General features: G+C 60.1%; 19 protein-coding genes. 11 read left to right on the top strand and 8 right to left on the bottom strand.

Annotation, left to right across the window (positions count from 1 at the left end; all coding sequences use genetic code 11):
* Positions 1-8 precede the first annotated feature (8 nt).
* The 3 genes from GSR16_RS16120 to GSR16_RS16110 all read left to right on the top strand — a co-directional run bounded on the left by GSR16_RS16120 (position 9) and on the right by GSR16_RS16110 (position 2,647).
* Positions 9-629: an L-threonylcarbamoyladenylate synthase gene (locus GSR16_RS16120; protein ID WP_159879160.1), complete on the top strand. Its 621-nt coding sequence runs from the start codon at positions 9-11 to the stop codon at positions 627-629.
* Between the two features lie 72 nt (positions 630-701).
* Positions 702-1,343 (top strand): site-2 protease family protein, encoded by a 642-nt coding sequence (locus GSR16_RS16115; protein ID WP_159879158.1) that lies wholly within the window; start codon positions 702-704, stop codon positions 1,341-1,343.
* Positions 1,344-1,450: 107 nt separating this feature from the next.
* Positions 1,451-2,647 carry a tryptophan--tRNA ligase gene (locus GSR16_RS16110; protein ID WP_159879156.1) on the top strand — a complete coding sequence of 399 codons (1,197 nt, stop codon included), beginning with the start codon at positions 1,451-1,453 and terminating at the stop codon, positions 2,645-2,647.
* 569 nt (positions 2,648-3,216) lie between these two features.
* On the opposite strand, the gene GSR16_RS16105 is transcribed toward GSR16_RS16110, so the two are convergent.
* Positions 3,217-4,209 carry an arginine deiminase-related protein gene (locus GSR16_RS16105; RefSeq protein WP_159879154.1) on the bottom strand — a complete coding sequence of 331 codons (993 nt, stop codon included), beginning with the start codon at positions 4,207-4,209 and terminating at the stop codon, positions 3,217-3,219.
* 100 nt (positions 4,210-4,309) lie between these two features.
* Here GSR16_RS16105 and GSR16_RS16100 point away from each other — a divergent pair, with 100 nt between their 5' ends.
* The 6 genes from GSR16_RS16100 (at position 4,310) to greB (ending at position 9,579) form a co-directional block, all read left to right on the top strand.
* Positions 4,310-5,206, top strand: a complete 897-nt coding sequence (locus GSR16_RS16100; RefSeq protein WP_159879152.1) for a LysR family transcriptional regulator — start codon at positions 4,310-4,312, stop codon at positions 5,204-5,206.
* On the top strand, positions 5,203-6,033 hold the full coding sequence (locus tag GSR16_RS16095; RefSeq protein WP_159879150.1) for a segregation and condensation protein A: 831 nt from the start codon (positions 5,203-5,205) through the stop codon (positions 6,031-6,033). The genes GSR16_RS16100 and GSR16_RS16095 overlap by 4 nt, the downstream gene beginning before the upstream one ends.
* A 144-nt stretch (positions 6,034-6,177) precedes the next feature.
* Positions 6,178-6,810: an SMC-Scp complex subunit ScpB gene (scpB, locus tag GSR16_RS16090; RefSeq protein ID WP_159879148.1), complete on the top strand. Its 633-nt coding sequence runs from the start codon at positions 6,178-6,180 to the stop codon at positions 6,808-6,810.
* A 466-nt stretch (positions 6,811-7,276) separates the two neighbouring features.
* Entirely contained in the window at positions 7,277-8,398 is a 1,122-nt protein-coding gene (gene rluB / locus GSR16_RS21230; RefSeq protein ID WP_420837525.1) for a 23S rRNA pseudouridine(2605) synthase RluB, read from the top strand.
* Complete coding sequence (locus tag GSR16_RS16080; RefSeq protein WP_159879146.1) at positions 8,395-8,958, top strand: NUDIX domain-containing protein; 564 nt, start codon at positions 8,395-8,397, stop codon at positions 8,956-8,958. The genes rluB and GSR16_RS16080 overlap by 4 nt, the downstream gene beginning before the upstream one ends.
* Before the next feature lie 66 nt (positions 8,959-9,024).
* Complete coding sequence (greB, locus tag GSR16_RS16075) at positions 9,025-9,579, top strand: transcription elongation factor GreB (protein WP_159879144.1); 555 nt, start codon at positions 9,025-9,027, stop codon at positions 9,577-9,579.
* Positions 9,580-9,652: 73 nt separating this feature from the next.
* Here greB and GSR16_RS16070 read toward each other — a convergent pair whose 3' ends face one another.
* Entirely contained in the window at positions 9,653-10,108 is a 456-nt protein-coding gene (locus GSR16_RS16070; protein ID WP_159879142.1) for a MarR family winged helix-turn-helix transcriptional regulator, read from the bottom strand.
* A 199-nt stretch (positions 10,109-10,307) separates the two neighbouring features.
* Here GSR16_RS16070 and GSR16_RS16065 point away from each other — a divergent pair, with 199 nt between their 5' ends.
* Positions 10,308-11,462 (top strand): aminotransferase-like domain-containing protein, encoded by a 1,155-nt coding sequence (locus tag GSR16_RS16065; RefSeq protein WP_159879140.1) that lies wholly within the window; start codon positions 10,308-10,310, stop codon positions 11,460-11,462.
* A 69-nt stretch (positions 11,463-11,531) separates the two neighbouring features.
* Here the strand turns inward: GSR16_RS16065 and GSR16_RS16060 are convergent, their stop codons facing one another.
* Genes GSR16_RS16060 through minC form a run of 4 tightly spaced genes read right to left on the bottom strand, consistent with a single transcriptional unit; the run spans position 11,532 to position 14,302 of the window.
* Positions 11,532-12,473, bottom strand: a complete 942-nt coding sequence (locus tag GSR16_RS16060; RefSeq protein WP_159879138.1) for a LysR substrate-binding domain-containing protein — start codon at positions 12,471-12,473, stop codon at positions 11,532-11,534.
* Positions 12,474-12,476: 3 nt separating this feature from the next.
* Entirely contained in the window at positions 12,477-12,734 is a 258-nt protein-coding gene (gene minE, locus GSR16_RS16055; protein ID WP_045845585.1) for a cell division topological specificity factor MinE, read from the bottom strand.
* 3 nt (positions 12,735-12,737) lie between these two features.
* Positions 12,738-13,550, bottom strand: coding sequence for a septum site-determining protein MinD (gene minD / locus GSR16_RS16050; protein ID WP_045845586.1), 813 nt, complete (start codon positions 13,548-13,550; stop codon positions 12,738-12,740).
* Positions 13,551-13,573: 23 nt separating this feature from the next.
* Positions 13,574-14,302 (bottom strand): septum site-determining protein MinC, encoded by a 729-nt coding sequence (gene minC, locus GSR16_RS16045; RefSeq protein WP_159879136.1) that lies wholly within the window; start codon positions 14,300-14,302, stop codon positions 13,574-13,576.
* A gap of 354 nt (positions 14,303-14,656) precedes the next feature.
* On the opposite strand from minC, the gene GSR16_RS16040 reads away from it, so the two are divergent.
* Positions 14,657-15,226 carry a phasin family protein gene (locus tag GSR16_RS16040; protein ID WP_159879134.1) on the top strand — a complete coding sequence of 190 codons (570 nt, stop codon included), beginning with the start codon at positions 14,657-14,659 and terminating at the stop codon, positions 15,224-15,226.
* Positions 15,227-15,274: 48 nt separating this feature from the next.
* Here GSR16_RS16040 and GSR16_RS16035 read toward each other — a convergent pair whose 3' ends face one another.
* Together GSR16_RS16035 and GSR16_RS16030 are read right to left on the bottom strand one after the other, a co-directional pair.
* Positions 15,275-16,021 (bottom strand): hypothetical protein, encoded by a 747-nt coding sequence (locus GSR16_RS16035; RefSeq protein WP_159879132.1) that lies wholly within the window; start codon positions 16,019-16,021, stop codon positions 15,275-15,277.
* A gap of 8 nt (positions 16,022-16,029) precedes the next feature.
* The gene (locus GSR16_RS16030) at positions 16,030-16,929 is read right to left on the bottom strand and encodes a LysR family transcriptional regulator (protein WP_205677449.1); all 900 of its coding nucleotides are present in this window, start codon (positions 16,927-16,929) and stop codon (positions 16,030-16,032) included.
* Positions 16,930-17,027 lie beyond the last annotated feature (98 nt).

Raw genomic sequence — 17,027 nt, 5'->3', positions numbered from 1 at the left:
GCACACACATGGCACAGTTTTTCATGATTCACCCGGACAATCCGCAGGCGCGGCTGATCCGGGAAGCAGCCAACATCCTGCGCAATGGCGGGGTGGTGGTGTATCCCACCGACTCCTGTTACGCGCTGGGCTGCATGCTGGGCGACAAGAAGGCGATGGAGCGCATTCTGGCCATCCGCCAGATCGAGCTCAAACACCACCTGACGCTGGTATGTCACAACCTGTCCGAGCTGGCCAACTACGCCCGCGTCGACAACAGCCAGTTCCGCCAGCTCAAGGCCGCCACGCCCGGCAGCTACACCTTCATCCTGCAGGCCACCAAGGAAGTACCGCGCCGCACCCTGCACCCCAAGCGCGCCACCATCGGCCTGCGCGTGCCGGATCACAAAGTGGCACTGGCCCTGCTGGAAGAGCTGGGCGAGCCCATCTTGTCCTGTACCCTGCTGTTGCCGGGTGACGAGGACGCGCTGACCGACCCGTATGAAATCCGCGAGCGGCTGGAACACACGGTGGATGCGGTGATTGATGGCGGTTGGTGCGGTACCGAACCCACCACGGTGATCGACATGACCGAGGGGGTGGAACTGCTGCGTCGTGGCAAGGGCGACCCGGCTCTGTTCGGTCTGTAAGCCCGCTACTGGAACCATCCGAGCCTGCCCCCATCTAGTGGGGGTCAACGTTTTCCATTTGAAAAAGAAGCCATGGGCGATACTTCTCAACTGATCCAGCAGATCAGCATCTATGCCTTGCCAGTCCTGCTGGCCATTACCCTGCACGAAGCAGCGCACGCCTATGCGGCCAAACGCTTTGGCGATTCCACCGCCTACATGCTGGGGCGCATGACGCTGAACCCCCTCAAGCATATCGACCCGGTAGGTACGGTGTTACTGCCGCTGATTTCCCTGATCATGGGCGGCGTGCTGTTTGGCTGGGCCAAACCGGTACCGGTCAACTTTGGTGCCTTGCGCAACCCGCGGGTGGGTATGCGCTGGGTGGCTGCGGCTGGTCCGCTGGCCAATTTCATCATGGCGGTGGGGTGGGTGTTGCTGTTCAAGCTGGCTATCGTGATGAACAACAGCTATTCCGAGCCGCTGGCGCTGATGAGCAAGGCCGGTATCAACATCAACGTGATGCTGATGGTGCTCAACCTGCTGCCGCTACTGCCGCTGGATGGCGGCCGCATCGTGGAAAGCCTGCTGCCACCGGGCATGGCTTACAAGTATTCCCGGCTGGAGCCCTATGGCATGTGGATCCTCATTGCGCTGATCTTTACCGGCGTACTGATGCCCTTGCTCAATCCGCTGCGCCAGCTGGTGTATCATCTGCTCAGTCTGTTTCTATAACTTGCGGGAGGCCACCTGCCGGGTGGCCGTCAAAGCCTGTACGGCGTGCGCAGCATGCGCAATCCGGAGCAGGCTTTGTCATTCCCGGACCATCTGGAAATCACACCATGTTTGCCAACCGCATCCTTTCCGGCATGCGCCCCACGGGCAGCCTGCACCTGGGCCATTACCACGGCGTCATCAAGAACTGGGTGGAGCTGCAATCCAGCCACGACTGCTATTTCATGGTGGCTGACTGGCACGCCCTCACCACCAACTACGACGACGTGGCCATCATCGAAAAGAGCATCTGGGACATGGTGATCGACTGGCTGGCTGCCGGTGTCGACCCGGAAAAGGCCACGGTGTTCATCCAGTCCAAGGTGCCGCAGCATGCCGAACTGCATCTGGCATTGTCCATGGTGACGCCGCTGTCCTGGCTGGAACGCGTGCCCACCTACAAGGACCAGATCGAAAAACTGTCCACCAAGGACCTGGGTACCTACGGCTTCCTCGGCTATCCGCTGCTGCAGGCTGCTGACATCCTGGTGTACAAGGCCGGGCTGGTGCCGGTGGGCGAAGACCAGGTGCCGCATATCGAACTGACCCGCGAAGTGGCACGCCGCTTCAACAACCTGTTTGGCCGCGAACCCAATTTCGACGAACTGGCCCAGGCCGCTGCCAAGAAAATCGGCAAGCTGGGCAAGCAGTTCATGCAGCAGCGCACCGCCTATCTGCAAGACGGCAATGCCGAAGCCCTGCAAGCTGCGCGCGAGATTCTGGCCGCCAGCCAGAACCTGGGCGTGGCCGACCGCGAACGTCTGGCTGGCTGGCTGGAAAACAAGGGCAAGACCATCCTGCCGGAACCGGAAGCCAAGCTGACCGCCGCCTCGCGCATGCCGGGCCTGGACGGCCAGAAGATGTCCAAGTCCTACGGCAATACCATCACCATGCGTGAATCGCCGGAGCTGGTGAGCAAGAAGGTGAAGGCCATGCCGACCGACCCGGCCCGCGTGCGTCGTACTGATGCCGGCAATCCGGAAAAATGCCCGGTGTGGCAGCTGCATCAGGTGTACAGCGACAACGACACCCGCGAATGGGTGAAAAAAGGCTGTACCAGCGCCGGCATCGGCTGTCTGGAATGCAAGCAGCCGGTGATCGACGGCGTGCTGCGCGAACAACAACCGATGTTCGAACGCGCCGAGCAATACCTGACCCATCCGGACCGGGTGAAGGAAATCGTGTTCGAAGGCTGCCGCCGTGCCGAGAAAGTGGCCAAGGAAACCATGGGTGATGTGCGCGCTGCGATGGGGCTGGGCTTCTGAGCGCAGCTGACAAAACCCCTGTTGCGGCGTTGCGCCTCCTTGCCGTGCGTCGTGTACTGCCTGTGTCGGCGCGCCTTGCACCAGGGTCGCTACGCTATTTTGTCAGCCGCACCATGCTGTAGTAGCGGTGGTGGATGTAAAAAAGCCGGAACAGACGTTCCGGCTTTTGCATTTTCCGGGGGAGGGATTACCCCTCGCTGACCTCCATATGGCTTGTCATGCGGCTTTTTCTCTACGGGGAAATTGAGGTAGTGCTGAGTGCGTATGTGGAGGTGAGTGGCAGGGAAGTGGGGATTCGAACCGCTATGCCCGATCCCTCGTTGGCACGCGCCGACTGAATGGCCACGGGCAAGGTTATAAGCCACCGCATGTCTGAGCGCCGCGACGATAGCGCGCCGCGAGTTCGGTGGCGCCTTGGCCGTGGTCGGGCTGGCGGAAATACGCGGGCGGTCGAGGTCGCCTGGGGTTGCAAGGGGGCTGGCGAGGCAGCCCCCTTGCCTGCTGGCGGGCAGCCCCGCCATACAATGCAAGCACCTTGTCCGGCGCGAGCCAAAGAGGCATGGAGGTGTCTAGTGCTCCAGTCGTGGCAAAAACACCTCTGCCAGCATGCAACGGCAACTGCCGCCACCGACTGCTTCGATGGTGGGAATGGGGTTGACCACCGGCTGGCCGTGACGCTCCAGCACCCGTTGCTGTTGCGGGGTAAAGCCATTCCAGGCGCGCTGCGACATGGCCAGGAGTGGGGTGCCGTCCTGTGCCGCCAGTTGCAGGATATTGCCGCAGAAATGCTGCTCCACCTGCTCATGGCTGATGCGGATCACTTCGTGGGTGGATTCCAGTGCCGCCAGCACCCGCTGGCGCTCTTCCGGCTGATACAGGCTGTCGGCGCAGATCACCGCAATATCCTGCCCCACCGACATCATCACATTGCTGTGATAGATGGGGACGCCGTGGCTGTCGGCGGTGTCGAACAACTGCACATCGTCCAGACCACGCAAGCGGGCGTAACGATACAGCGCCAGCGGATGGCAGCGCTGCGAGCGGGCGGCGTACACCCGGCGGCGGGCGTGGTCGAAAATCATCACCCCGGTGCCTTCCAGAATCAGTTCTTCTTCCCACGGGTGGCCCACCCAGCTGATCTGGTTGATCTGGTAATCATGCTGCAGCAACAGCCGCGCAAGTTCTTCCACCCGCCGTTCCTGCCGGCGATTGGGCGTGTGCATCGGGTAAATGTGCAAGCTGCCATCGGCACTGGTGCTGAACCAGTTGTTGGGAAACACCGCATCGGGCGTGGCAATGCCGTCCGGGCTTTTTTCCAGTACCATCACCCGCAGGCCGTGGTCAGACAGGCGCTGTGCCATGGCATCGAACTCGGCCATGGCCTGGGCGGTGACTGCGGCAGCGGGCAGGTTCAGCCGGTGCTGGAACACATTGTCGGCACCGGTCTGTTCGTTAAAGGCAAAGTCGACCGGGCGCACCATGACCACGGCGCGTGCCAGTTGCGGTTGTGCCGGGCGGTTCAGCGACAGCGGCTGAATCCAGGGCAGATTCTGATTTCCCATGTGATGAATTCGGGGCGGAGTGTGGAGGGTGCTGGTATAGTAGCCAGATCAAGATCAAACAAAAAGTTGGATTTGTTTGACATTTCCATAATGATTTGGAATGGATTTTCACCTAGCCGCCCTCAAGGCCTTTGTCACCGCCGCGCGTGAGTCGTCGTTTTCCCGCGCCGCCGACTGCCTGCACCTCACCCAGCCCGGTCTGTCCAAGCGCATCCGCAGCCTGGAGGATGGCCTGCGCGTCACGCTGTTCGACCGCATCGGCCGCCGTACGGTGCTGACCGAAGCCGGACGCGCCTTCCTGCCTTACGCCTTGCGCATGCTGGCGGAGGCGGAGCAGGCCAGCCAGCTGCTGCGCAGCCTGCAACCGGCCCAGGTGGGCAAGCTGCATCTGGCCACCACCCAGCATATCGGCTTGTACTACCTCAAGCCGGTGCTGGCGGATTTTGTGCGCCAGTATCCGGGCATCGACCTCACCGTGGACTTCAAGACTTCAGCCGAAACCCACAAGCTGCTGAGCCAGGGCGAGCTGGAACTGGGCTTCATGTCCGAGCCGCCCTTGCACGAGCAGGCGCTGGATTATGTGGCGGTGTTGGAAGAAAAACTGTGCTTTGCCGTAGCCGGGCAGCACCCGCTGGCCCTGCTGGACTCCCTGACCCTGCAGGACCTGGCGCGCTATCCCGCGCTGTTGCCCGGCAGCAATACCCGCTGCCGACGGCTGATCGAAAACCTGTTCCAGCAACAGGCCACCCCGCTGGACGTGCGTGAGCCGTCCAATTACCTAGAAGCCTTGCGCATGCTGGTGGAAGCCGGGCTGGGCTGGACTGCGCTGCCGGAAGTGATGATCAGCAGCACGCTGTGCCGTCTGCCGCTGGCAGAACACGAGCCTTCCCGCACCATCATGCTGGCCTACCACCGCAAGATCAGTCTGTCCGGCCCGGCGCGGCTGTTTCTGGAATGGGTCAAAACCCACCCGCTTGGCGTACACTCTGCCGCATGAGTAGCCAGACCACGCCCGACAACTTTGCCCTGACCGCGCCGCAACTGCCGGCCGGCCTGCCCATCGCCCATGTATTCGGTCAGCCGGTGCTGGAAGTGCCGCAGGACCTGTTCATCCCGCCCGATGCCTTGCAGGTGATCCTGGAAAGCTTCGAAGGCCCGCTGGACCTGTTGCTCTACCTGATCCGCAAGCAAAATCTGGATGTGCTGAATATTCCGATGGCTGACATCACTCGCCAGTACATGGGCTATGTGGACGCCATGCGCACCGAGCGGCTGGAGCTGGCGGCGGAATACCTGCTGATGGCGGCCTTGCTGATTGAAATCAAATCGCGGCTGCTGCTGCCGCGTCCGCCGCTGGATGAAGAGGGCGAACCGGACGACCCGCGTGCCGAGCTGGTGCGCCGCCTGCTGGATTACGAACAGATGAAGCTGGCTGCACTGGCGCTGGACAAGCTGCCGCAGGCCGACCGCGATTTTGCCTGGCTGGCAGTACTGATCGAGCAGGGGGCCGAGGCGCGGCTGCCGGATGTGGCAGCGGTAGATCTGCGTCAGGCCTGGCTGGCCATTCTGTCCAGGGCAAAGCACAAGCGCAGTCACAAGGTGGAAAAGGACGAGCTGTCGGTACGCGAGCAAATGAGCTGGATCCTGCGCTACCTGTCCGGGCGCGAATACGTGCCGTTCGAAGAGCTGTTCGAGGTGGACAAGGGCGTCGCCCATCTGGTGGTCAACTTCATTGCGGTGCTGGAGCTGGTGAAGGAAGGGCTGATCAAGGTGAGTCAAGAGGAAGCCTATCAGCCCATTTATGTACGCATTGCCATCAACTGAGTCGGCCAACTGTTGCATGCATGACAGCAGTGCACGAATTGGCAGTGTCGCCAGCGGGGAATTCATGTAAAATCCGCGCCTTCCCCGCGCAATGTATATTTTTCGCCCCTAGTCCTGTGCGCAGGCCGGGCGAGACTTGGTCCGATGTCCACCATCACCGACTTAAACTATCTCAAGATCGTGCTGGAAACGGCATTATTGACCGCGACGGAACCCTTGTCGGTATCCCAGCTCAAAAAGCTGTTTACCGAAGACATCAAGGCCAGTCTGCTGAATGACATTCTGGAAGACATCCAGTCTGACTGGCGTGGCCGTGGTGTGGAGCTGGTGAAACTGGCCAGTGGCTGGCGCTTTCGCGCCCGGGCCGAATTTACCCCCTATCTGTCACGGCTGAACCCGGAAAAACCGCCGCGTTACTCGCGTGCCGTGATGGAAACCCTGGCGATTATCGCCTACAAACAACCTGTTACCCGTGGTGATATCGAATCCATTCGTGGCGTGTCGGTATCCACCAATGTGATGCAAACCCTGCTGGAGCGGGGTTGGATTGAAGTAATCGGGCACAAGGACGTGCCCGGCCGGCCGGGGCTGTATGCCACCACCCGCAAGTTTCTGGATGATCTTGGCTTTGTTTCGCTAAGGGATCTGCCACCGCTGGCAGACTTGGGAACACTGGTCATACCCGATGCCCAGCCACAAGAGATCGGCAGCGAAGAAGCCGAAGACACTCTCCCCCTCGACGATGAGGCGGACAATCTGGAGCCACAAGCTCAATAGCGCGTGCGCTCGTACTGAAAGAGCATGATTTATGTCTACCAAAGGACAAAACAACGCCCGCCAGCCGGTGGCGCGTGTAAAGGGACGCGAAAGCACCAGCCAGCGCCGTCAGCCTGACGCCGCCCGTGGCAACGCCCCGCAACAGCAGGGCCGTGGCAAGCCGGGAGGCTTTGGCAAGGCGCGTAATCCGCAAGACGCGCAAGCCCAGGGCGGCAAGCCGCAGGGCCGTCGCCCCGCTGCGCCGCGGGATGCCTATGGCAATCTGCTGCAGGCGCAAGCCAATGCTGCACCGCATGAAAGCGCGCCACTGTTCAAGATGAGCCGTGCCGAACTGGCCCAGCTGGAATTGCAACGCCAGGCCCGTGGCCTGCCGCGCGATGAAAACGGCGAACCGAATGGCAATGTGGCCGAACCGAAAAAACCGGCCAACAACCGCCGCAAGGAAACTGTCAACCGCCGTGGCGAAGTGCAGGCCAAGCCCACCGGCAGCGGCAAGCGTAGTCAGTCGGAAAACAACCGCCAGCAGCAGGCTGCCCGTCGCCAGGAAAAGGCCGAACGTTTGCAGGCTGAAGGTGGTGAAGCGCTGCAGCACGAACGTCGCTTCGGCAACAAAAATGCCGCCATGCCGGTAGCCGATGGAGAACAAAGCCCGCGCGAACAGCGTCGTGCTCCCGCCGCGGGCAAACCGCGCGCAGAAGGCAAGTCGCTGGTAATCAAGGCAAAAAAGTTGCGTCTGCGCAGCCCGAGTCAGGACGTGAAAGAAAAGTCCAAGCGGCTGCGCGAGGTGCGCCTCGACAAGGAACAGATTGAACCGGTACGCCTGCAAAAAGCGCTTTCCGCTTCCGGCGTCGGCTCGCGCCGCGAAATGGAAGAATGGATTGAAGCCGGTCTGGTGATGGTCAATGGCAAGAAAGCCAATCTGGGCGACCGTGTCGGCCCGGAAGACCGCGTCACCGCCAAGGGTGATGTGATCAAGCTCAAATGGGCCGACCGCCTGCCACGCATCATCATGTACCACAAGCAAGAAGGTGAAATCGTTTCCCGCGACGACCCGGAAGGCCGTGTCAGCGTGTTTGAGCGCCTGCCGCAAGCCAAGAGCAGCCGCTGGGTGGCCGTGGGCCGTCTGGACGTCAACACCTCCGGCCTGTTGCTGATCACCACCAGTGGTGAACTGGCCAACCGCATGATGCACCCCAGCTTTGAAGTGGAGCGTGAATACGCCGTGCGCGTGCTGGGTGAACTGACACCGGAAATCGCCAAGGAAATGACCGCAGGTGTCGAGCTGGAAGACGGCCCGGCTGCCTTCCAGCGTGTATTCCAGCGCGGTGGTGCCGAAGAAGGTGCCAACCAGTGGTACAACGTGGTGATCAAGGAAGGGCGTAACCGCGAAGTGCGTCGCATGTTCGAACACTTCGGCCTGACCGTCAGCCGCCTGATCCGCGTGCGCTTTGGCAACCTGGGCCTGCCCCCGCGCCTTAAGCGTGGCCAGTTCTACGAACTGAACGAAGCCGAAGTGGCTGCGGTGATGAAGTGGTCTGACCTGACCATGACCGGCCGCAAGAAAACCCGCGGCAGCAAGGCCGAGTGAGCGCTCGCCGTTGGCCGTCACTGACGGCGCTGGCGGTGCGAGCAGGCAAATGGGTGGCTGCCTTGCGGTCACCCGTTTTGCATTCTGTCCGCCAATCGCATCATGGACAGCAGCCGGCAATAGCCGGTGCTGCCGTACGCTTGCTGGCCGGTCGGCGCGGGCCGCGTGCATCCATTGTCATCATCCAGGATGGCAAGCTGTTGATGATGCAGCGCATCAAAAATGGCAAGGAGTATTATGTCCTGCCCGGCGGCACCATCAAGGCTGGCGAAACCCCGGCCATGGCCTGTGTGCGTGAAACCCGCGAGGAGACCGGCCTGAATGTATGGCTGGCCGAGCAACTGGCCGAGCTGGAGCACAAGGGGCGCATCGAACATGTGTTTCTGGCCAGCAAGTTTCGTGGCACCCTGCAGCTGGGTGGGCCGGAGCTGGCACGCATGAGCGAGGATAATCAGTATCATCTGCTGTGGCTGGATTACAAGCAGTTGCAACAGCTGAAGCTGCGGCCAAAGAATCTGCTGGTGTACTGCCAGGAATGGTTGTGGCCGCAGGACCAATGATGGCTTGCTGAACCGGCGCTGCCGGACGTAAGGTAGCCGATTGCAGTGCCAGTCAGGAATATACGCATGAGCAAGGCATTTACTCGAGAAAACGACGAGGCTGAAGACGATCTGCCAGTCGAGCAGCGACTGCCGGCATCCACCAAGAACTACATCACGCCCGGTGGCTGGTTGCGGCTGAAGGACGAGTTGTACCAGTTGGTCAACAAGGAAAGGCCGGAAGTGGTGCAGATCGTCAACTGGGCCGCCAGCAATGGCGATCGCTCGGAAAATGGCGATTATCTGTACGGCAAGCGCCGCTTGCGCGAAATCGACCGCCGCATCCGCTTTCTGACCAAGCGGCTGGAGCTGGCTGAGGTAGTGGACCCGGAAGCGCGTGAAGCGACCGATCAGGTATTTTTCTCGGCAACCGTGCTGATTGAGCGTGGAGATGGCAGCGAGCAGCTGCTGCGCATCGTCGGGGTGGATGAAATTGATCTGTCGCGTGGTCATATCAGCTGGATTTCCCCGATTGCCCGCACCCTGATCAAGGCGCGTGAAGGGGATAGCGTGCTGTTTCGTGGCCCGGACGGCGCGGAAGATATCGAAATCCTCGAAGTGCGCTACGAAAAGATCAGCTAAGCCGGCGTGTCCCCGGAGCAAACAAAAGCCCGTGTATGGTTACACGGGCTTTTTGCGTTCATTGCCGGCGGTATCAGTGGCCAGCTTCCTCGGCATCGGCGCGGCCGGACAGCTGGCTGTTAACCGCCATCCAGTCGCGGGTGGCAGTATCACCAATGCGGCTGAAGGCCTGGCTGAGCAGGCGGGCTTGTTCCTTGTGCAGGGCTTCTTCCAGCTTGCGGCCTTCGCTGGTCAGCGACAGTTGCTTCACCCGCTTGTCGTGGCTGGCTGCCACGCTGGCAATCAGCCCCATCTCCACCAACTGGCGTAGCGGCATGTTGATGGCTTGCTTGGTGACATCCAGCGCGCCCAGCAGGTCCTTGACCGACAGGCCGGGATAGCGGGCCACGAAGAACAGGATACGGTGGTGTACACGCGCCAGGCCACGGCGGGCCAGGATTTCATCCGGCTTGGCGGTAAAGGCCTTGTAGGCATGGAAAAACACTTCCATGGCCGCGCGCAGGTCAATCGAGCTATCGGTGTCAGGCATGTTGACGACTTCCCCGCCTAGGGGTAAATTAGGTCAAAAAAATTGACGTTTATTGTTCGTTGGATTGTCATAGCAGCGCATCATATGGCGGTAGCAGAACAACAAAACAACTGCTGCAGAAGCCCCGCTTCCGTAGGCTTGCCACCCTCGGCCACGGCAATATGGTTGACATACTGGTGTGACAATCAGGGAGATTACCATGTTTTCAGAACGTATCGAACGACTGATGGGTTCGCTGATCCGCGAAATCCTGGCTGCAGCACAGCGCCCGGAAGTCATTTCCTTTGCCGGCGGACTGCCGGCAGCCAGCTGTCTGCCCAAGCTGGACTTCAGCGGCATGCCGCAGGCACTGGCGCAATACGGTACCACCGAGGGGGAACCGGAACTGCGCGAACTGATTGCCGCCCAGGCGCGCAAGATGGGGCTGGATTGCACTGCTCAGCAGGTACTGGTGCTGTCGGGTTCGCAGCAGGCCATCGACCTGGCTTCCAAGCTGTTCATCGACCCGGGTACACCGCTGGTGACAGAAGGCCCCACCTATCTGGCTGCCTTGCAGTCCTTCAATCTGTTTGGTGCCAGGATCACGGCCGTGGCACAGGAAAACGGTCAGCTGTCCCCGGACAAGCTGGATCAGGCCTTGCGCACGGCCAAGCCACGGCTGACCTATCTGATTCCCAGCTTCCAGAACCCCTCCGGTGCCTGTTATAGCGAGGAAAACCGCCGGGCGCTGGCCGAGGTGATCGACAGCCATGGCTTGCCGGTTTACGAGGATGATCCGTACCGCGCGCTTTCCTACGATGGCGAGGCACCGGCACCGCTGGTCAGCCACCTGAAGAACACGCCGTGGATTTATGCCGGTTCCTTCTCCAAGACGCTGGCACCGGGCCTGCGCGAAGGTTATCTGATTGCCTCGCCCGAGCTGTATCCGCATCTGGTCAAGCTCAAGCAATCCACCGACCTGCACAGCAATCGCCCCGGTCAGTGGTTTATTGCCCAGCAGCTGGCCAGCCCGGACTTCCCGGCGCATCTGCAATCACTGCGCGATACTTACCGTGTGGGGCGTGATGCCATGCAGGCTGCGCTGGAAAAGCACTTTGCTGATCTGGCTGACTGGCAGGTTCCCAAGGGCGGGCTGTTTTTCTGGCTGACGCTGAAGCAGCCGCAGGACACGCGCGAGCTGCTGAAAGTGGCGCTGGCAGAATGCAATGTCGCCTTCATGCCGGGGGAGCCTTTCTACCCGAATCCGGCAGATGGCATCGGCCACTTGCGCCTCAACTTCAGCCACGCTGCGCCGGAGCGCATTGACGAGGGCATCGCCCGTCTGGCCCAGCTGGTACGCAGGGCTGCCGCCTGAGAACGTCGCTGGCAGGCAAACAAAAGCCGCTCGATGAGAGCGGCTTTTTTTGTGGCTGCGTAATGTGGATCAGCCGCTAATCGGTCCTTCGCCTTCCAGCATGGCAACGCCAGCCAGCCCGGAACGGAATACCGCCTGCTGCAGGGTTTCCACGGCCTTCTTGCGGAAAAACTGCTTGCGTGTCACCAGCAGTACCCGCCGTTCGGGTACTGGGGCCTGGAAGGGGACCACCGACAGCAGGCTGTCGTCACCTGGGCCGATGGAGGTGGATGGCATTACGGTCACGCCCATGCCGCTGGCCACCATGTGGCGGATGGTATTAAGCGAGCTGCCCTGCAGAGTGCTGGCCAGACCGGAGTGGTGGTTCTGCTTGCTGGCCAGTTCGCTGCATGCTTGCAATACCTGGTCGCGGAAGCAGTTACCCTGTGTCAACAGCAGCACGCTTTCGTCAGTCAGCTGACTGGCATTCACACACTCCTGCTTTTCCCACGGATGGCCTTTGGGTGTGGCTACGACAAAGGGTTCGTCATACAGCGGCCAGGCCACGGTACCGGCTTCGTCGAACGGGTCGGCCACGATGATGGCATCTACCTCACCGCGCTTGAGCATTTCAGCCAGCCGCGCGGTGTAGTTCTCTTCCAGGATCAGCGGCATGTCCGGTGCCAGAATGCGCAGGGCGGGAATCAGTCGTGGTAGCAGGTAGGGGCTGATGGTAAAGATCACCCCCAGCTTGAGCGGGCCCACCAGCTCGTTCTGGTGTTCACCGGCCAGCCGTTTGACGGTTTCGGCCTCTTCCAGCACGCGCTGCGACTGTTCGATGATGCGCTCGCCAATTTCCGTCACCGCCACTTCCTGGCCACCACGCTCAAACAAGGTGATGCCCAGTTCGTCTTCCAGCTTCTTGATGGCGATGGACAGAGTGGGCTGGCTGACAAAGCAGCTTTGTGCGGCGCGGCCAAAATGGCGCTCGCGCGCCACGGCCACGATGTAGCGGAGTTCGGTCAGCGTCATGGTTTAGCGTTGGTGCTCCGGCAGCACGATGTTGACTTCCAGCACCTCAAAGTCGTCCTGGCGTTCCACTTGTACCTTGATGTCGTCCAGATTGACCGACACGTACTTGGAAATCACCTCCATCAGCTCGCGCTGCAATGCGGGCAGGTAGTCGGGCGCGCTGCGGCCATTGCGCTCGTGCGCCAGGATGATCTGCAGACGTTCTCTGGCAATGGCGGCGGTTTTCTGGCGCTTGCCGAACAGGATGTCGATAAGGGACATGGTTTAACCTCCGAACAGGCGCTTGAGCAAGCCCACCTTGGGGGCATCCAGGAAGCGCATGGGGCGATCTTCGCCCAGGAAACGTGCAATCACGTCAGAATAGGCTTCGGCTACATCGCTGCCCTTCAGATGAATGGCAGGTGTACCGGAGTTGGAGGCTTGCAGTACGGTCTGGGATTCCGGAATCACACCGATCAGCGGTACGCGCAGGATTTCCTTCACGTCATCCACCGACAGCATCTCGCCCTTGTCCACGCGGGCCGGGGAGTAGCGGGTGATCAGCAGGTGTTCCTTCACCGGCTCGCCGCCCTGTTCGGCACGGCGCGATTTGGAAGCCAGAATGCCCAGGATGCGGTCGGAGTCGCGCACCGAGGAGACTTCCGGGTTGGTGACGATCAGCGCTTCATCGGCAAAGTACAGCGCCATCAGCGCGCCCTTTTCGATACCGGCCGGCGAGTCGCACACGATGTACTCGAAGCCGCTGTCAGCCAGATCCTTCAATACCTTTTCCACGCCTTCCTGCGACAGCGCATCCTTGTCGCGGGTTTGCGAGGCCGGAATGATGTACAGGTTGTCGCAGTTCTTGTCCTTGATCAGCGCCTGGTTCAGTGATGCTTCGCCATTCACTACGTTGATCAGGTCGTACACCACACGGCGCTCGCAGCCCATGATCAGGTCCAGGTTGCGCAGGCCGACGTCAAAGTCGATCACCACGGTCTTGTGGCCGCGCAGGGCCAGGCCGGAGGCAAAGCTGGCACTGGTGGTGGTTTTGCCGACACCACCTTTGCCGGAAGTCACGACGATGATTTTTGCCACGGTAAATCCTTTGGAAAATTGAATTATTCGCCAAGCGCGGTCATGACCAGGCGCTCGTTTTCAAGTTGAATCTGGGTAGGCTTGCCCTTGATGCTTTCCGGCAAGGCCTGTTCGATGGTGCGATAGACCCCGGCAATGGAAACCAGTTCGGCCTCCATGCTGCGCACGAAGATGCGCGCGCTGGTATTGCCACGGGCACCTGCCAGCGCGCGGCCACGCAGCGGGGCATAGACATGGATGTTGCCATCGGCAATCACCTCGGCACCGGCGCTGACCATGGCCAGTACCACCAGGTCGCAGCCACGGGCATAAATCTGCTGGCCGGCGCGTACCGGGCGATCCACGATCATGGTGCTGGGCGGGGGCACCGGTGCCGCGACCGGGGCGGCTTCCACCGGCTTGGCCTGCGGCTCGCTGACCGTCTGGCTGGAGCGTGCCGGCAAGCCGCCGCGCACATAGGCAAGGCCGTAGCGGCTGGCCACTTCGGCCATGGCTGAATCCGGGTGGCGCAGCGCCACAATGCGAATGCCATGGCGGCTGAGCATGGGGAGCAACCGGCCATACTCGGTTTCCGCTGCCTGGGGCAGGGCTTCCACATCCAGCATGAAGGCTTCGGCAGGTGCATCAACGGCGGGGCCGAAGCGGGTGTTCAGGGCGCTGGTGAGTTCTTCCAGATTGTCCGTGTGGAGAATCAGGGCCAGCAGATCCAGGCTGGCAGATTTGATGTCAAAGGCGTTGGCCGCAGAGCTCATGAGTAGGCTTTATATAAATAGATTTCTTCTATGGAGCGAGTGTACTGGCTTGCACTGCCCCTTTCAATGCCAGTGAACCATTCTGCATGTATGGTGGACTGTTGGTATTGCGCTGCAAAAAAATGTGGGCAGCAGCCACTAGCTTCATCTGTCACATGCTTGTCATTCGTTTGGAATGTTGCTGTTGTAAAAACACATACAAAATAGCTGCTTAGCAATTTGTGCGGCGCAACATTTTCTTGACCGCACTCTGCACTTTGGTTAAATTACGTTTGCTGCTGTGCAGCATTGGCGGCGAAACGGTTGTTGTGACTGTTAAAGCTGAGTTGTATATCGACATTTCCAGGAGTAGCCATGTTTACCAATACCCAAGAATTTTCTGCTCTCGGCCAGGCGCAATTTGATAAAGCCGTTCGCCTGTCCTCCATCGTTCTGGCTGGCGCTGAACGTTTTGCCAGCCTGCAGCTGGAACTGACCCGCAAGTTGCTGGACAACAATGCCAAGCACTTCAAGGCACTGAGCGAAGTGAAAGATCCGAAAGCGTTTGCCGAACTGCAAACCAGTCTGGCTCAGCCGGGCCTGGACCAGGCATTCAGCGTGGCACGTGAAGTTTACGATGTGGCCGTTGCCACTCAGGGCGAACTGACTTCCTTCGTGGAAGAGCAGCTGGCCGAACAGAACAAGCTGCTGCTGAGCAATCTGGACCGCCTGTCCAAGAACGCTCCGGCTGGCTCTGACGTTGCCGTTTCTGCACTGAAAACTTTCGTGAACAGCTCCAATGCTGCTTTCGAAAGCGTGTCCAAGACAGCAAAGAAGGTGAGCGCCGAAATCGCTGAAGCCAGCGTGGAAGCTGCCAGCAATCAGGCCAAGGCCACTGCTGCTGCAGTTAGTCGCAAGAAGCCGGCTGCACCTGCTGCTGCCTGATTCAAGTACTGTTCAAAAAACCCGCCTAATTGGCGGGTTTTTTTATGGCTATGGATTCTGGCGGGATGTTGGCTGCGGCTGAAGAGTGCTGAAAACCTGTTGCAATGCGCTGTGCAGGGTATCGCGCTGTTGCATTGCCAGCACGATGAGTAGTGCCAGGTTGGCCGCAAAGTGGGTCTGCTGTCCTGGAGGAAGGGAGAACTGTGCCCGTACTGTCTCGGCATCATGTCCGGCGGCATCAATGCCTTGCTGTTGCAGGTAATGGAGTGACAAGGCGAGCAGCTTGTCTGCCACCTCCATTTGCTGCTGCATGCATTGTTCCCAGTTGATGGCACTTGGTGTGGCGCTGGTGGGTAAGTGCTGCCATGCCAGTTTCAAGGCATATTGCATGGCATTCATCACGTGCAGGGTATAACGGGCGCTGCCAGCTGGCCCGCAATGTAGCCAGGCACCGGGCAAGGGGGCCATATTGTCCAGCCAGTGGATGGCAGCGGCTGGCAGTGGCAGGGTGCTACCGCACAAGAGCATGAAGCCGAGCTGCTCGCCCTGCGGTTGCCATTGGCCACATATTTCCACGGCAATGACCTGCTGCTGTTGGCAGTGCAACAGGCGCAGATCCAGAGCGCTGCTTTCGTCGTCCCCCAGATCCAGCCAACAGTCGTCCGCTGCATAACCAAGCCAGCCAGCCGGCAACCAGCCCGGTACAGTCTCGCTTGCAGGCAGCAGCAAGCCGCGCTGGTGCAGTCGCAGGCTGAGCCAGTGCAGATGAGGTGCAGTGCCGGATGGCTGAAACATGGATGGCCTTAGATGATCAGTTGCTTTTGCTGGATGCTGAGACCCAGATTTTCAATAAACCACGTCAGCGCCTTGCCGGGTGATTCTTCTTTCCAGGCATAGAACATTTTGGTGCAACTACGTTTTTCCTTCAGCGATTTTTCCACAAGTTGGCCGTTTTGCAGATATGGCGTGGCAAGGGTGCGTGGCAGATAGCCAATACCCAGGCCTGCGGTCATCAGTGCGAGTTTGGCATCCAGGGTGTGTACGGTCAGTACATCCTGTCCATCCAGTATGCCTGCGGTGCGGGTGGGCAGGCGGCGCGAGGTATCGCCCAGCGAGATGATGCGGTGCTTGCGCAGGGTGTGGGCCGCCAGTGGTTCGCTTGCGCTGGCCAGCGGGTGAGTGGGGCTAACCAGAAAGACAAAGTCGATGGAGCCGATCTCGCGATAGAAATAATCTCCGGAAGGCGGATGCCCCGGGGCGCCGAGTACCAGATCGGCACGTGCGTCATACAGTGCGTCCCAGATGCCGCCAAATACTTCACGGGTAAAGCGTAGCTGGGTGCCGCTACCCAGTTGGTCAAAGCGCTGGATCAGCGGTATCAGCTGTTCGAAGGGAATGAGGTCGCCAATGGTGATGACCAGCTCGCTCTCCCAGCCGGCAGCTTGCTGCTGCAGGCGATGCTCCACCGTGCGGGCGGCGTCAAGTAGATAGCGCCCGTCCCGCAGTAATAGTTCACCAGCGGGTGTCAGCCGTGCGCGGTGGCCGCTGCGGTCAAATAGCGTGATGTCCAGATCCTGTTCCAGTTTCTGGATGACATAGCTGACGGCGGACGTTACACGGTGCAGCTCTTCGGCCGCGGCGGCAAAGCTGCCGTTACGATCAATGGCATCCAGCACCAACAAAGCATCTAGTGATAGTTTCATGTTCAAATTTATTGAATGAACTGTTCAGATCATTTCGCTATCAACAGGAATGGCTCGCGTTTAATATTCACTTCACCAACCCGATGCAAGAAATAAAG

Origin of the sequence: Aquitalea denitrificans (assembly GCF_009856625.1) — a bacterium.
Lineage (GTDB): Bacteria > Pseudomonadota > Gammaproteobacteria > Burkholderiales > Chromobacteriaceae > Aquitalea > Aquitalea denitrificans.
The sequence above is the reverse complement of the archived record's forward strand: the minus strand, read 5'-3'. Positions and strand labels throughout refer to the sequence as shown.